Here is a 15585-nt window from a genome sequence, read left to right as displayed (position 1 = left end):
GGGAGCGGCCCGGGATATTTTCTTCTGTGAGTTTTTTCGAGAGAAAGGAGTGACACCATGCTGGTGATGCGCCCCGCGCAAATGGCTGATCTGGGCGAGGTACAGCGTCTGGCTGCGGACAGCCCGATTGGTGTCACTTCCTTGCCGGATGATGTCGAACGCCTGAGCGACAAGATCGCGGCGTCCGAAGCCTCGTTCGCCGCCGAAGTCAGCTTTAACGGCGAAGAAAGCTACTTTTTCGTGCTCGAAGACACCAGCACCGGGAAACTGGTCGGCTGTTCGGCGATCGTGGCCTCGGCCGGTTACTCCGAGCCGTTCTACAGCTTCCGTAATGAAACCTTCGTTCACGCCTCCCGTGAGCTGAAGATTCATAACAAGATCCACGTGCTCTCCCAATGCCATGACCTGACGGGCAACAGCCTGTTGACCAGCTTCTACGTGGTCCCGGAGCTGGTGGGTTCGCCGTGGTCGGAACTCAACTCCCGGGGGCGTCTGCTGTTCGTTGCCAGCCACCCGGAGCGCTTTGCCGATTCGGTGGTGACCGAGATCGTCGGTTACAGCGACGAGAATGGCGATTCGCCGTTCTGGGACGCCATTGGCCGTAACTTCTTCGACCTGAACTACGCCGCCGCCGAGCGTCTGTGCGGGCTTAAAAGCCGGACCTTCCTCGCCGAACTGATGCCGCACTACCCGATCTACGTGCCGCTGTTGCCCGATTCCGCCCAAGAGGCGATGGGCCAAGTGCATCCACGGGCGCAGATCACCTTCGACATCCTGATGCGCGAAGGTTTCGAGACCGATCACTACATCGACATCTTCGACGGTGGCCCGACCCTGCATGCCCGCGTGTCAGGGATCCGTTCGATCGCCCAGAGCCGTGTGGTGCCAGTGAAAATCGGCGAGCCGGTCAAAGGCGCCGGTCGTCAATACCTGGTGGCCAATGCGCAGTTGCAGGATTACCGCGCGGTATTGCTCGATCTGGACTACGCGCCGGGTAAACCGGTGACCCTGGATCTTGAAGCGGCAGAAGCCCTGGGCGTCGGCGAAGGTGCCAGCGTGCGCCTGGTTGCGGTTTAAAGCCTTACAGCGAGTTTCGCGGGTGGCGTCAGCGCCGCCTGTTTGAGGAGATAGCATGATCGTTCGTCCCGTACGCAGCAGCGATTTACCCGCTCTGATCGACCTGGCCCGCAGCACCGGCACCGGCCTGACTACCTTGCCGGCCAACGAAGAGCGCCTGGCGCATCGGGTTGGCTGGGCGGAAAAGACTTTTCGCGGCGAAGCCGAGCGCGGTGACGCGGACTACTTGTTCGTGCTTGAAGACGACGACGGCCGGGTGGTGGGCATTTCGGCGATTGCCGGTGCGGTTGGCCTGCGTGAGCCTTGGTATAACTTCCGGGTCGGCCTGACTGTCAGCGCCTCTCAGGAGCTGAAGATCTACCGCGAGATCCCGACGCTGTTCCTGGCCAACGACCTGACCGGCAACTCCGAGCTGTGCTCGTTGTTCCTGCATGCCGATTACCGCACTGGCCTCAACGGCCGCATGCTGGCCAAGGCGCGGATGCTGTTTATCGCGGAATTCCCGCAATTGTTCGGCAACAAGATCATCGCCGAAATGCGCGGCATGTCCGACGAAGCCGGGCGCTCGCCGTTCTGGGAAAGCCTGGGCCGGCACTTCTTCAAGATGGAGTTCAGCCAGGCCGATTACCTGACCGGGGTCGGTAACAAGGCCTTTATCGCCGAACTGATGCCGAAATTCCCGTTGTATACCTGCTTCCTCTCCGAAGATGCGCGCAACGTGATCGGCAAGGTTCACACCGACACCGAGCCGGCGTTGGCCATGCTCAAGAGCGAAGGCTTCAGTTATCAGGGCTACGTCGACATCTTCGACGCCGGTCCGGCGGTGGAATGCGAAACCGGCAAGATCCGTGCGATCCGCGACAGTCAGGCGCTGGTGCTGGCCATCGGCACCCCGGGTGACGATGCCACGCCGTACCTGATCCACAACCGCAAGCGCGATGACTGCCGGATCACTGCCGCTCCCGCACGTTACGCCGCAGGCACCCTGGTGGTCGATCAACTGACCGCCAAACGTCTTCAACTGACGGCGGGCGATCAGGTACGTGCTGTGCCGTTGTCGGCCCAGCCAGTTTCTCGGGAGTCGAAATAATGAGCACGCTATACATCGCTGGTGAATGGCTGGAAGGCCAGGGCGAAGTCTTCGAATCGTTGAACCCGGTGACCCAGCAAGTGCTGTGGTCCGGCAATGGCGCCAACGTCGCGCAAGTCGAGTCGGCCGTGCAGGCTGCCCGTCAGGCCTTTCCAGCCTGGGCCAAGCGCTCGCTGGAAGAGCGTATCGGCGTGCTGGAGGCCTTTGCCGCCAGCCTGAAAAACCACGCCGACGAACTGGCCCGCTGCATTGGTGAAGAAACCGGCAAACCGCTGTGGGAGTCGGCCACCGAAGTCACCAGCATGATCAACAAGATCGCCATCTCGGTGCAAAGCTACCGCGAGCGTACCGGCGAGAAGAGCGGCCCATTGGGCGACGCCACCGCGGTATTGCGCCACAAGCCTCACGGTGTAGTGGCGGTGTTCGGTCCCTACAACTTCCCGGGTCACTTGCCGAACGGGCATATCGTTCCTGCCTTGCTGGCCGGTAACAGTGTTCTGTTCAAGCCGAGCGAGCTGACCCCGAAAGTCGCCGAGCTGACGGTCAAGTGCTGGATCGAAGCCGGCCTGCCTGCCGGCGTGCTGAACCTGCTGCAAGGCGCTCGCGAAACCGGGATCGCCCTGGCGGCCAATCCGGGTATCGACGGCTTGTTCTTCACTGGTTCCAGCCGCACTGGCAACCATCTACACCAACAATTCTCCGGGCGTCCGGACAAGATCCTGGCGCTGGAAATGGGTGGCAACAACCCGCTGGTGGTCGATCAGGTCGCTGACCTCGATGCCGCGGTCTACACCATTATCCAATCGGCGTTCATTTCCGCCGGTCAGCGCTGCACCTGCGCTCGTCGTCTGCTGGTACCGCAAGGCGCCTGGGGCGATGCGCTGCTGGCGCGTCTGGTGGCGGTCAGCTCGACAATTGAAGTCGGCGCGTTCGACAAACAACCGGCGCCGTTCATGGGCTCGGTGATTTCCCTCGGCGCCGCCCGTGCGCTGATGGAAGCCCAGGAACACTTGCTCGGAAACGGCGCCGTGGCGCTGCTGGAAATGACTCAACCCGTCGCCCAGGCCGCGTTGCTGACGCCGGGGATTCTCGACGTCACCGCCGTGCTGGATCGCCCGGATGAAGAGCTGTTTGGTCCATTGCTGCAAGTGATTCGCTACGCTGATTTCGAAGCCGCAATCGCTGAAGCCAACGACACTCAATATGGTCTGGCGGCCGGTTTGCTGTCGGATTCCGAGGATCGTTATCAGCAGTTCTGGCTGGAAAGCCGTGCGGGTATCGTCAACTGGAACAAGCAGCTGACCGGTGCCGCGAGCAGCGCGCCGTTCGGCGGCGTAGGCGCCTCGGGCAACCATCGCGCCAGTGCCTATTACGCGGCGGATTACTGCGCGTACCCGGTGGCCTCGCTGGAAACACCGAGCCTGACCTTGCCGACGGCCCTGACACCCGGCGTGCGCATGTCGTAAGACCGCTATCGCGAGCAGGCTCGCTCCCACAGGGTTTTGCATCGACCCTGAATATGGGATCTGCCACTCCCACCAGTACAGCGCAGCTCATGTGGGAGCGAGCTTGCTCGCGATGACCGCGAAGCGGTCGAACCGAATGTATAACAACAGTTTTTTGTGGAGCCTCGCTGATGAAATCCTATGAAGTCAACTTTGACGGTCTAGTGGGGCCGACCCATAACTACGGCGGTCTGTCCTACGGCAACGTCGCGTCCCAGAGCAACAGCCAGCAGTCCTCCAATCCAAAGGAAGCGGCACTGCAAGGCCTGGCGAAAATGAAAGCGCTGATGGAAATGGGCTTTCAGCAAGGTGTGCTCGCGCCCCAGGAGCGCCCGGATGTGGCAGGCCTGCGTAAGCTGGGTTTCAGCGGCACTGACGCGCAAGTGATCGAGCAGGCGGCCAAACAGGCCATGCCGTTGCTGGTCGCCAGCTGCTCGGCCTCGAGCATGTGGGTGGCCAACGCCGCTACCGTCAGCCCGAGCGCCGACACTGCTGACGGTCGCGTGCATTTCACCGCCGCCAACCTCAACTGCAAATACCACCGCAGCATCGAACACCCGACCACCAGCCGCGTGCTGGGCGCGATGTTCGCTGACCAGAAGCACTTCGCCCACCACGCCGCGTTGCCGGCGGTGGCGCAGTTCGGTGACGAAGGCGCGGCCAACCACACACGTTTCTGCCGTGAATACGGCCAGGCTGGCGTCGAGTTCTTCGTGTACGGTCGCAGCGCGTTCGATACCCGTTACCCGGCTCCGCAAAAGTACCCGGCGCGCCAGACGCTCGAAGCCTCGCAAGCAGTCGCCCGCCTGCACGGCTTGAGCGAGGAGGGCGTGGTTTTCGCCCAGCAGAATCCCTCGGTGATCGATCAGGGCGTGTTCCATAACGACGTGATTTCGGTGGGCAATGGCGAGGCGCTGTTCTACCACGAGGACGCATTCCTCGACACCGACTCCATGCTGGCTGAACTGCAGACCAAGCTGGCCAAGCGTGGCGGCAATTTCAAGGCGATCTGCGTACCGCGCTCCCAGGTGACGGTCGAGGACGCCGTGCGTTCCTACCTGTTCAACAGCCAGCTGCTGTCGCGCGCCGACGGTTCGATGCTGCTGATCGTGCCGCAAGAGTGCCAGAACAACGACCGTGTCTGGCAGTACCTGCAAAGCCTGACCAGCTCCGGCGGGCTGATCCGCGAAGTGAAAGTCTTCGACCTCAAGCAGAGCATGCAGAACGGCGGTGGCCCGGCGTGCCTGCGGCTTCGTGTCGCGCTGAATGAAACCGAGCTGGCGGCGGTCAATCCAGGGGTTATCATGACCGCGCCGTTGTACGACACACTGACCCAATGGGTCGACAAGCACTACCGCGACGTCATGCGCGAAAGCGATCTGGCGGACCCGCAATTGTTGCTTGAGTGCCGGACGGCACTGGATGAACTGACACAAATCCTTAAACTGGGCGCGGTTTATCCATTCCAGATCAATTGAAAGCCCGCGTCCGGTTCCATCAGAGCCGGGCGCGCCGCTTTATTTCCAGATGAGAACGTAATAATGAGCGATACCCTGCAGCTGATCCTTGAAGACACCGACGGCACTCAACTGGAAACGACCTGCACCCGCGTTGCGGTGATGTGGCAAGGCAAGGAATTGTGGATCCAGCACGACGGCCGCGGCCAGTTGCTGATCGGTGTAGACGTCGAAGAAGGCGATGCTGAGTACGCCAACCTGTTGTTGCGCCCATTGGCGACTAATCTTGTAAGTCTGCAACTGGAAATGGAACCGGCCGAAGTCGGTGACGAAGACCACGTGCATGGCCCGGATTGCGCACACGACCATTAAGGAAATTGCTCTATGCTCGCCCTCGGCAAACTGCTTGAACTGACCCTCGCCGGCCGCGAACCGGCGGAGAAGACTCAACTGACTGTCGAAGGCGTGCGGATGCGCTGGTTGAGCGAAGGTGCGCTGGAAGTCCGGCCACCTGAAGCTCGCGATAACGGCATGGATCTGCTGTTGTCGGCCGGCATCCACGGTAACGAGACCGCCCCGATCGAGTTGCTCGACCGTCTGTTGCACGACATTGCCCGTGGTGATTTGAAGCCCTGTGCACGCATTCTGTTCCTGTTCGGTAACCCCGAGGCCATGCGCCACGGCGAGCGTTATATTGAGCAGGACGTCAATCGGCTGTTCAACGGCCGTCACGAACTGACCAGCGGTTCCGAAGCCTTGCGCGCTTGCGCGCTCGAGCGTCTGGCCGCGAGCTTCTTCAGCCTGCCGGATCGCAGCCGCTTGCACTACGACCTGCACACCGCCATTCGCGGCTCGAAGATCGAGCAGTTCGCGTTGTATCCGTGGAAGGAAGGCCGCCAGCATTCACGCCAGGAGCTGATGCGCCTGCGCGCAGCCGGTATGGACGCGGTGCTGTTGCAGAACAAGCCTTCGATCGTTTTCAGTTCTTACACCTACGACAAACTCGGCGCCGAGTCCTTCACCCTGGAACTGGGCAAGGCCCGGCCGTTCGGGCAGAACGAAGGGGTCAACGTCGATCGCCTGGAAACCCGCCTCAAGCAAATCATTGAAGGCACCGAGCCCTCGTTTGCCGATGACGGGCTGGACGGCTTGCAGCTGTTCAGCGTGGCACGGGAGATCATCAAGCACAGCGATACCTTCCACCTGCACCTGCCGGCGGATATCGAGAACTTTTCGGAGCTGAAAAAGGGTTACTTGCTGGCGGAAGACATCGCCCAGACCCGCTGGATCGTCGAAGAAGACGGCGCACGGATCATCTTCCCCAATCCAAAGGTGAAGAACGGCTTGCGGGCAGGGATTCTGATAGTGCCGACCACTGCCGAAAACCTGGTCTGACCTTTGAAAGCATCGCGAGCAAGCTCGCTCCTACAGTGAATTTGTGCCGCGACAAACAGGTGTGGCGCACGCTGAACCCTGTGGGAGCGAGCTTGCTCGCGATAGCGGTTTAACATTCAACAATGATGTTGGCTGTCAGTCCGCTATCGTCGGATCGCCGCCCGGAGCAAGCTCGCTCCCACAGGTATTGCGTCATTCTGTGAGAGCGGAGCTGAGCCTTAAACCGCTACCGCCCGCGGCTCATGACGACGCAGCGCACGGGTCTTGTGCAGGGTGTCGGCACAGGTCTTCGCCGCTTCCTGACCTTTATGCACAAAATGCTCGAAGAAGAACTTCTGATGTTCTTCGCCGGCATGGAAGTGGTGCGGGGTCAGTACCACCGAGAACACCGGTACTTCGGTTTCCAGCTGAACCTGCATCAGGCCGCTGATCACCGACTGGGCGACGAATTCGTGGCGGTAGATCCCACCGTCCACCACCAGTCCGGCAGCGACGATGCCGGCGTAACGGCCGGATTTGGCCAGCAGTTTGGCGTGCAGCGGGATTTCAAAGGCGCCGCCGACTTCAAAGAAGTCGATGTCACTTTCCTGATAGCCCTGGACGAGCATTTCGGCGACAAAGCCTTTACGGCTCTGGTCGACGATTTCCTTGTGCCAGCAGGCCTGGATAAACGCGACGCGCTCGCCCTGATGGTTTTTGCTCTTGCTATCGATTGCGGTGGGTTGCATCTGTTCTGACTCCTGTTTGTGTGAAAAACAGGGCTTATGAATCGAATGGGATTTAAGGGTACGTTCCGGTCGATCGCGCAGTTAATCGCACGAATGCCGTGAGACGGCCCTTTGGCGCCAATCCCGTTCTCTCTTCATCCGGACTATGACCGTCGGCCCCGGGATCACACCGGGTCTGCTGACCTTGCCGACGCAGACTGCCGAAGCTGTCCGTGTCACCAAGCGCTCGCGGGCTATGCGCATTGCGCGCAATTACCGCCGGTGGGGAGTTGCACCCCGCCCTGAGAACGTTGCCACCAGCATTTCTGGCGGCGGTGAGTTTTTAACATATATTTCTGAGCTGCGCATCGCTGCTTTTTGATGATATGAATCGAATTTTCCGTTGCCTTGAACCGGCTTTTCTTGACCTGAGCCTTGATTATCGAGGGCGATGACCGCAGTAATCCAGTTCGAAAGGGATTTTCCCGTTTAGTTAGCGGCGACGTTCGCGTCCCATTGCCGAGGCCTGCTCCATGAGTGTTATCGATCTTCGTAGCGACACAGTGACCCAACCGACTGCCGGGATGCTTGAGGCCATGGCAACTGCCGCCACCGGGGACGATGTGTACGGTGAAGACCCGACGGTGAACCGCCTTGAAGCCGAACTGGCCCAGCGCCTGGGTTTTGCTCAAGCGTTGTTTGTGCCCAGCGGCACCATGAGTAATCTGCTGGCGTTGATGGCCCATTGTGAGCGCGGCGACGAATATATCGTCGGCCAGCAGGCGCATACCTATAAGTACGAAGGGGGCGGTGCGGCGGTGCTCGGTTCGATCCAGCCGCAGCCACTGGAAGTCCAGGCCGACGGCTCGCTGGACCTGGCCCAGGTGGCCGCGGCAATCAAACCGGACGACTTCCATTTCGCCCGCACGCGCTTGCTGGCCCTGGAAAACACCATGCAAGGCAAAGTCCTGCCGTTGGAATACCTGGCCCAGGCCCGCCGCTTTACTCGGGAGCATGGCCTCTCCCTGCACCTGGATGGCGCGCGGTTGTACAACGCCGCGGTCAAGCTCGGTGTTGATGCGCGGGAGATCACCCGGCATTTCGATTCGGTATCGGTGTGCCTGTCCAAAGGCCTTGGCGCGCCGATTGGTTCGGTGCTGTGTGGCACGCCCGAGTTGATCGGCAAGGCGCGACGACTGCGCAAGATGGTCGGTGGCGGCATGCGCCAGGCCGGCATTCTCGCCGCGGCGGGGCTGTATGCGCTGGATCACCAGGTGCAGCGCCTGGCCGATGACCATGCCAACGCCCAGTTGCTGGCCGAGGGCCTGCGCGCGGCGGGTTATGCGGTCGAGCCGGTGCAGACCAACATGGTCTACGTGCAGATGGGCGAGCGGGCCGAGGCGATCAAGGCCTTTGCCGCCGAACGCGGGATCAAGCTCAGTGCCGCCGCGCGCTTGCGCATGGTCACCCACCTGGACGTCAGCCGGGCGCAGATCGAGCAGGTCGTCGGCACATTTGCCGAGTTTTCCGGAAAGTGATAATGGTAGCCCGTACGGCTCGTTCATTGGATCAAATTCGGATGCCAGAAGCCCCAGAGCCAAGGCGCCATGACGAGTCATAGCCCGCTATGGCGAGGAACGGCAACGCAGGATATGGGTTTCTGACGCCGAAGTTGACTAATAGAACCAGCCACACGGGCTACGTTCGGTCTAATTGACCCTCTCTATCGTATAAACACGCTGTACCCAAAGCGCAGGGCCGATATAATGCGGCCCTTTGCCGTCGCTCCGTCTTTTGACGTTTTGCACCGGCCTTTGGCCCAGTCTCCGTGGAAGAACCTAATGAAAAGCGCAGAAATCCGTGAAGCCTTCCTTCGCTTCTTCGAAGAGCAAGGCCACACCCGTGTAGCCTCGAGCTCTTTGATTCCTGGCAACGACCCAACCCTGCTGTTCACTAACGCGGGGATGAACCAGTTCAAGGACTGCTTTTTGGGCCAGGAAAAACGCGCCTATACCCGCGCCGTCAGCAGCCAGAAGTGCGTCCGCGCCGGCGGCAAGCATAACGACCTGGAAAACGTCGGCTATACCGCTCGTCACCATACTTTTTTCGAGATGCTGGGCAACTTCAGCTTCGGCGACTATTTCAAGCGTGATGCGATCAGCTTCGCCTGGACCTTCCTGACGTCGGTCCTGGGCCTGCCCAAGGAAAAACTCTGGGTCACGGTCTACGCCAGCGATGACGAAGCCTATGACATCTGGACCAAGGAAATCGGGGTTCCGGCCGAGCGTATGGTCCGTATCGGCGACAACAAGGGCGCGCCGTACGCTTCCGACAACTTCTGGACCATGGGCGATACCGGTCCGTGCGGTCCGTGCACCGAGATTTTCTACGATCACGGCGCCGATATCTGGGGTGGCCCACCGGGCTCGCCGGAAGAAGACGGCGACCGTTACATCGAAATCTGGAACAACGTGTTCATGCAGTTCAACCGCACCGCCGATGGCGTGTTGCATCCGCTGCCGGCACCGTCGGTGGATACCGGCATGGGCCTGGAGCGGATCAGTGCCGTGCTGCAGCACGTTCACTCGAACTATGAAATCGACCTGTTCCAGAGCCTGCTGAGCGCTTCGGCCAAGGCCATCGGTTGCACCAATGACAACCAGGCTTCGCTGAAAGTGGTCGCCGACCACATTCGCTCCTGCGGTTTCCTGGTCGCCGACGGCGTGCTGCCGTCCAACGAAGGTCGTGGCTACGTGCTGCGCCGGATCATCCGTCGCGCCTGCCGCCACGGCAACAAGCTGGGCGCCAAGGGCAGCTTCTTCTATCAGATCGTTGCCGCACTGGTCGCCGAGATGGGCGAAGCGTTCCCTGAACTGACCCAAGGCCAGGCGCACATCGAGCGCGTGTTGAAAGCCGAAGAAGAGCAGTTCGCCAAGACCCTGGAGCAGGGCTTGAAAATCCTCGAGCAGGATCTGGCCGAGCTCAAGGGCGACGTGGTTCCTGGCGATGTGGTGTTCAAGTTGTACGACACCTACGGCTTCCCGATGGACCTGACCGGCGACATCGCCCGTGAGCGCAACCTGACCATCGACGAAGAAGGTTTCGAGCGCGAGATGGAAGCCCAGCGCGTCCGTGCGCGGTCGGCCAGCTCGTTCGGCATGGACTACAACAGCCTGGTCAAGGTTGATGTGGCCACCGAGTTCACCGGCTACAAAGCCACCAGCGGTTCGGCCAAAGTGATTGCGCTCTATAAAGACGGGCAATCGGTCGACGTGCTGAGCGAAGGCGAAGAGGGCGTGGTCATTCTCGATCAGACCCCGTTCTACGCTGAATCGGGCGGCCAGATCGGCGACTGCGGCTATCTGCAAGCCGGGGTAGCGCGTTTCGACGTGCGCGACACCACCAAAACCGGCGGCGCGTTCCTGCATCACGGTGTGCTGGCTTCGGGCAGCCTGATCATCGGCGCAGAGGTCGAGGCTCAGGTCGACGCCGACGTGCGTCATGCCACTTCGCTGAACCACTCCGCGACCCACTTGCTGCACGCCGCGCTGCGCCAGGTCCTGGGCGAGCACGTGCAACAGAAAGGCTCGCTGGTCGACAGTCAGCGTCTGCGCTTCGACTTCAGCCACTTCGAGGCAATCAAGCCCGAGCAGTTGAAGGCCCTGGAAGACATCGTCAACCGTGAAGTGCGTCACAACACCGCGGTCGAAACCGAAGAAACCGATATCGAAACCGCCAAGAAAAAAGGCGCCATGGCGCTGTTTGGCGAGAAGTACGGCGACAACGTGCGAGTGCTGAGCATGGGCGGTGATTTCTCCGTCGAGCTGTGCGGCGGTATCCACGCCAATCGCACCGGCGACATCGGCCTGCTGAAAATCGTCAGCGAAGGCGGTGTGGCGTCCGGTGTTCGTCGTATCGAAGCGCTGACCGGCGCTGCGGCGCTGGCTTATCTGAACGGCGCTGAAGAACAACTCAAGGAAGCGGCGAGCCTGGTCAAGGGCAGTCGCGACAACGTGATCGACAAGCTCCTGGCTGTGCTTGAGCGCAACCGTGCGCTGGAAAAGCAACTCGAGCAGTTGCAGGCCAAGGCCGCCAGCGCCGCTGGTGACGATCTGTCGGCTAGTGCACTGGATGTCAAAGGAGTGAAAGTGCTGGCCGTGCGTCTGGACGGTCAGGATGGCAAGGCGCTGTTGGCCTTGGTCGATCAGTTGAAGAACAAACTCGGCCGCGCAGTGATCCTGCTCGGCAGTGTCCATGAGGAAAAGGTCGTTCTGGTTGCAGGCGTGACCAAAGACCTGACTGGCCAACTCAAAGCCGGTGATTTGATGAAACAAGCCGCTGCGGCAGTGGGCGGGAAGGGCGGTGGTCGTCCGGACATGGCGCAAGGCGGTGGTGTTGACGCTAGCGCCCTGGATGGCGCACTGGCCCTGGCCGTTCCATTTGTAGAGCAGGGTTTATAAGGCTGCGTGCCGAGCCCGTCGTCTAGTGACGGGCTTCGCAGCTGTTTGAGTGATTATTGGGCGCCCTTCATGGGCAGAGGCGGCTTTGAAATGGCTTTGATCGTACAGAAATTTGGAGGCACCTCGGTCGGCACTGTCGAGAGAATCGAGCAAGTCGCTGACAAGGTTAAGAAATTCCGCGAAGCCGGCGATGACCTGGTGATTGTGTTGTCTGCAATGAGCGGCGAGACCAACCGTCTGATCGATCTGGCCAAAAAAATCAGTGGTGACGGCCAACCGGTTCCCCGTGAACTGGATGTGATTGTCTCCACGGGCGAGCAGGTGACCATTGCCCTGTTGGCCATGGCGCTGATCAAGCGTGGTGTGCCGGCGGTGTCGTACACCGGCAACCAGGTGCGGATTCTGACCGATAGCGCACACAATAAAGCGCGCATATTGCAGATTGATGATCAGAAGATTCGTGGTGACCTGAAAGCCGGTCGAGTGGTTGTGGTCGCCGGTTTCCAGGGCGTCGACGAGCACGGCAACATCACCACCCTCGGTCGTGGCGGCTCCGATACCACCGGTGTGGCGCTGGCGGCAGCCTTGAAGGCTGATGAGTGCCAGATCTACACCGATGTGGACGGTGTCTACACCACCGATCCGCGCGTCGTGTCCGTGGCTCAGCGCCTGGACAAGATTACCTTCGAAGAGATGCTGGAAATGGCCAGCCTCGGTTCCAAGGTGTTGCAGATTCGTGCGGTCGAGTTCGCCGGCAAGTACAACGTTCCGCTGCGCGTATTGCACAGCTTCAAGGAGGGTCCGGGCACCCTCATTACTATTGATGAAGAGGAAACCATGGAACAGCCGATCATTTCCGGCATCGCTTTCAATCGCGATGAAGCCAAGCTGACCATCCGTGGTGTGCCAGACACTCCCGGCGTGGCCTTCAAGATTCTCGGCCCGATCAGTGGCGCGAACATCGAAGTCGACATGATCGTGCAGAACGTTGCGCACGATAACACCACCGACTTCACCTTCACCGTTCACCGCAACGACTACCTGGCGGCCCAGCAAGTGCTGGAAAACACCGCTCGCGAGATCGGTGCCCGCGAAGTCGTTGGCGATACCAAGATCGCCAAGGTCTCGATCGTCGGCGTTGGCATGCGCTCCCATGCGGGTGTTGCCAGTCGCATGTTCGAAGCGCTGGCCAAAGAGACCATCAACATCCAGATGATCTCGACCTCGGAAATCAAGGTGTCGGTGGTGATCGAAGAGAAGTACCTGGAACTGGCTGTGCGTGCTCTGCACACGGCTTTCGACCTGGACGCACCGGTCCGACAGGGCGAGTGATGCGTTAGCCAAAGGGCGCGGTTATCCGCGCCTTTTGTTTTTTTGATAGGCGCGGCTCAAGCCTGTTCTTTTGCTCGCGCTAGTCAATACTTAGGCATGTAGGGCTGCGACCGCTCCGGTTGTGGGTCGAGTGCCTTTTTTTTGCAGACTGTTGTCCCTGAAATGAAATGCGTGAGGAGAAAGGTATGCTGATTCTGACTCGTCGATGCGCAGAAAGCCTGATTATTGGTGATGGCGAAATCACTGTGACGGTGCTCGGCGTCAAAGGAAATCAGGTGCGTATTGGTGTCAACGCACCCAAGGAAGTGGCGGTTCACCGCGAGGAAATCTACCTGCGGATCAAGAAAGAGAAGGATGAAGAACCAAGCCATTAATTTTTATCGTTTTTTATGTTTGCAAACGGGGAAAAGGTTGGTTAACATACGCCCCGTGTTGCGGAGAGGTGGCCGAGTGGCCGAAGGCGCTCCCCTGCTAAGGGAGTACATCTCAAAAGGGTGTCGGGGGTTCGAATCCCCCCTTCTCCGCCATTATTTATCTAGTACGTTGTAATCTGGCTTATTCGGTAAGTTGTTGAAATTACTAGAAAAAAAGCGCTTTACAAAAAGATTCGACGGACTATAATGCGCGGCAACAAATGCACTCGTAGCTCAGCTGGATAGAGTACTCGGCTACGAACCGAGCGGTCACAGGTTCGAATCCTGTCGAGTGCACCATTTAAGAGTTGTCTGCAGTGATGCAGGCAACTTGCTTCAACCAGCGGTGGTCTGGTTTATCAAACACAAAATGCACTCGTAGCTCAGCTGGATAGAGTACTCGGCTACGAACCGAGCGGTCACAGGTTCGAATCCTGTCGAGTGCACCATTTAAGAGTTGTCTGCAGTGATGCAGGCAACTTGCTTCAACCAGCGGTGGTCTGGTTTATCAAACACAAAATGCACTCGTAGCTCAGCTGGATAGAGTACTCGGCTACGAACCGAGCGGTCACAGGTTCGAATCCTGTCGAGTGCACCATTTAAGAGTTGTCTGCAGTGATGCAGGCAACTTGCTTCAACCAGCGGTGGTCTGGTTTATCAAACACAAAATGCACTCGTAGCTCAGCTGGATAGAGTACTCGGCTACGAACCGAGCGGTCACAGGTTCGAATCCTGTCGAGTGCACCATTTAAGAGTTGTCTGCAGTGATGCAGGCAACTTGCTTCAACCAGCGGTGGTCTGGTTTATCAAACACAAAATGCACTCGTAGCTCAGCTGGATAGAGTACTCGGCTACGAACCGAGCGGTCACAGGTTCGAATCCTGTCGAGTGCACCATTTAAGAGTTGTCTGCAGTGATGCAGGCAACTTGCTTCAACCAGCGGTGGTCTGGTTTATCAAACACAAAATGCACTCGTAGCTCAGCTGGATAGAGTACTCGGCTACGAACCGAGCGGTCACAGGTTCGAATCCTGTCGAGTGCACCATTTAAGAGTTGTCTGCAGTGATGCAGGCAACTTGCTTCAACCAGCGGTGGTCTGGTTTATCAAACACAAAATGCACTCGTAGCTCAGCTGGATAGAGTACTCGGCTACGAACCGAGCGGTCACAGGTTCGAATCCTGTCGAGTGCACCATTTAAGAGTTGTCTGCAGTGATGCAGGCAACTTGCTTCAACCAGCGGTGGTCTGGTTTATCAAACACAAAATGCACTCGTAGCTCAGCTGGATAGAGTACTCGGCTACGAACCGAGCGGTCACAGGTTCGAATCCTGTCGAGTGCACCAAACATGAAAAGCGCCCCAGTCCTCACGGATTGGGGCGTTTTTTTTCGTGGTCGTTTTTCAGGTGGTGCAGGGTGCCCGCTCAGGCGGTCGTGGTGGATGCGAAGGCCGCTACGCTGCGGTCATGGGCGCTTTGTCTCGTTGCCTCGCCCCAAGGGGGCGCGTAGGGCATTGAAGCCACTATCGCTCGGTACTCGATCACCTGTCGATACTCTATTGCTGACCTATCTCTCGCGACTGTACCCAGATCCACTGTAGGAGCGAGCTTGCTCGCGATTGGCGGCCGGCCAGGTCGACCTGTCTCCCCCGGATGTACCCAAATCAAAATGTGGGAGCGAGCCTGCTCGCGATAACGGCCCTGACAGCCAACTCATCTCTCGCTGATGTACATATCCATTTCTGCGGTAACGGCCACCTAATGATTTCGGGTTTGTCCACAGGTGCCCCGACTGTCTGCTATCCCGCGAAAACAGTGAGGCATCCCATCAGCTAGCCATCGCTGTAGGCATATTCGGCAAAGGTTATAGGGACGTTCCTGATGCGACTTTAGGGGGTGTCGCGGTCGCTCAAGATGATCCATCGTTCGGATTTCTCTGGCTGACACCTTCGCAAGGAGCGAACACCCCATGAGCAAGTTGTCCACTTGGCTTTTTGGACGGCAATACACTGACCGGAACTCTCGGTTTGAGGTGCGCGATTCCCCGATCCTGCCGACGCCCGACACAGGCCCGGTCCGCGCATCTTTACCCCCGGAACCAGGCGCCGACGCTCTGCAACCGCTGAAGAACTGGAGCCATCCGTTCAAGGAC

General features: G+C 59.2%; 12 protein-coding genes, 9 tRNA genes and 1 riboswitch. Of the genes, 20 read left to right on the top strand and 1 reads right to left on the bottom strand.

Features of this window, described 5'->3' with window-relative positions; genetic code table 11:
• Positions 1–57: 57 nt before the first annotated feature.
• From aruF to astE, 6 genes are all read left to right on the top strand, one after another.
• The gene (aruF, locus tag F8N85_RS27725; RefSeq protein WP_150806682.1) at positions 58–1077 is read left to right on the top strand and encodes an arginine/ornithine succinyltransferase subunit alpha; all 1020 of its coding nucleotides are present in this window, start codon (positions 58–60) and stop codon (positions 1075–1077) included.
• Positions 1078–1132: 55 nt separating this feature from the next.
• Positions 1133–2167, top strand: coding sequence for an arginine N-succinyltransferase (gene astA / locus F8N85_RS27720; protein ID WP_150806681.1), 1035 nt, complete (start codon positions 1133–1135; stop codon positions 2165–2167).
• Positions 2164–3633, top strand: a complete 1470-nt coding sequence (astD, locus tag F8N85_RS27715) for a succinylglutamate-semialdehyde dehydrogenase (RefSeq protein ID WP_191636276.1) — start codon at positions 2164–2166, stop codon at positions 3631–3633. Before astA ends, astD begins: the two co-directional genes overlap by 4 nt.
• Before the next feature lie 170 nt (positions 3634–3803).
• Positions 3804–5150, top strand: a complete 1347-nt coding sequence (gene astB / locus F8N85_RS27710; RefSeq protein WP_150806679.1) for an N-succinylarginine dihydrolase — start codon at positions 3804–3806, stop codon at positions 5148–5150.
• Positions 5151–5213: 63 nt separating this feature from the next.
• On the top strand, positions 5214–5501 hold the full coding sequence (locus tag F8N85_RS27705) for a topoisomerase II (protein ID WP_150806678.1): 288 nt from the start codon (positions 5214–5216) through the stop codon (positions 5499–5501).
• A 12-nt stretch (positions 5502–5513) separates the two neighbouring features.
• Positions 5514–6524, top strand: coding sequence for a succinylglutamate desuccinylase (gene astE / locus F8N85_RS27700; protein WP_150806677.1), 1011 nt, complete (start codon positions 5514–5516; stop codon positions 6522–6524).
• A gap of 218 nt (positions 6525–6742) precedes the next feature.
• On the opposite strand, the gene F8N85_RS27695 is transcribed toward astE, so the two are convergent.
• Positions 6743–7252 (bottom strand): 6,7-dimethyl-8-ribityllumazine synthase, encoded by a 510-nt coding sequence (locus F8N85_RS27695; RefSeq protein ID WP_150806676.1) that lies wholly within the window; start codon positions 7250–7252, stop codon positions 6743–6745.
• A gap of 121 nt (positions 7253–7373) precedes the next feature.
• Positions 7374–7545: riboswitch (FMN riboswitch) on the bottom strand.
• A 219-nt stretch (positions 7546–7764) separates the two neighbouring features.
• On the opposite strand from F8N85_RS27695, the gene ltaE reads away from it, so the two are divergent.
• The 14 genes from ltaE to F8N85_RS35205 all read left to right on the top strand — a co-directional run.
• A complete protein-coding gene (ltaE, locus tag F8N85_RS27690) occupies positions 7765–8769 on the top strand; it encodes a low-specificity L-threonine aldolase (RefSeq protein WP_150806675.1) in 1005 nt (334 codons plus the stop codon).
• A gap of 303 nt (positions 8770–9072) precedes the next feature.
• On the top strand, positions 9073–11691 hold the full coding sequence (alaS, locus tag F8N85_RS27685; RefSeq protein WP_150806674.1) for an alanine--tRNA ligase: 2619 nt from the start codon (positions 9073–9075) through the stop codon (positions 11689–11691).
• A 90-nt stretch (positions 11692–11781) separates the two neighbouring features.
• Positions 11782–13023, top strand: a complete 1242-nt coding sequence (locus F8N85_RS27680) for an aspartate kinase (protein WP_150806673.1) — start codon at positions 11782–11784, stop codon at positions 13021–13023.
• Between the two features lie 185 nt (positions 13024–13208).
• Positions 13209–13397 (top strand): carbon storage regulator CsrA, encoded by a 189-nt coding sequence (gene csrA, locus F8N85_RS27675; protein ID WP_002554426.1) that lies wholly within the window; start codon positions 13209–13211, stop codon positions 13395–13397.
• Positions 13398–13459: 62 nt separating this feature from the next.
• Positions 13460–13550, top strand: a tRNA-Ser gene (locus tag F8N85_RS27670).
• Positions 13551–13659: 109 nt separating this feature from the next.
• Positions 13660–13736: transfer RNA gene (locus F8N85_RS27665), tRNA-Arg, on the top strand.
• A 72-nt stretch (positions 13737–13808) separates the two neighbouring features.
• Positions 13809–13885, top strand: a tRNA-Arg gene (locus tag F8N85_RS27660).
• Positions 13886–13957: 72 nt separating this feature from the next.
• Positions 13958–14034: transfer RNA gene (locus tag F8N85_RS27655), tRNA-Arg, on the top strand.
• Positions 14035–14106: 72 nt separating this feature from the next.
• A tRNA-Arg gene (locus F8N85_RS27650) sits at positions 14107–14183 on the top strand.
• Between the two features lie 72 nt (positions 14184–14255).
• A tRNA-Arg gene (locus tag F8N85_RS27645) sits at positions 14256–14332 on the top strand.
• Between the two features lie 72 nt (positions 14333–14404).
• A tRNA-Arg gene (locus F8N85_RS27640) sits at positions 14405–14481 on the top strand.
• Between the two features lie 72 nt (positions 14482–14553).
• Positions 14554–14630 (top strand) — tRNA-Arg (locus F8N85_RS27635).
• Between the two features lie 72 nt (positions 14631–14702).
• Positions 14703–14779, top strand: a tRNA-Arg gene (locus F8N85_RS27630).
• 623 nt (positions 14780–15402) lie between these two features.
• Positions 15403–15585: hypothetical protein (locus F8N85_RS35205; protein WP_224795762.1), on the top strand; the 183-nt coding region annotated here is incomplete at its 3' end.

It is taken from the genome of Pseudomonas fluorescens, assembly GCF_902497875.1.
Classification (GTDB): Bacteria; Pseudomonadota; Gammaproteobacteria; order Pseudomonadales; family Pseudomonadaceae; genus Aquipseudomonas; species Aquipseudomonas fluorescens_BR.
The sequence above is the reverse complement of the archived record's forward strand: the minus strand, read 5'-3'. Positions and strand labels throughout refer to the sequence as shown.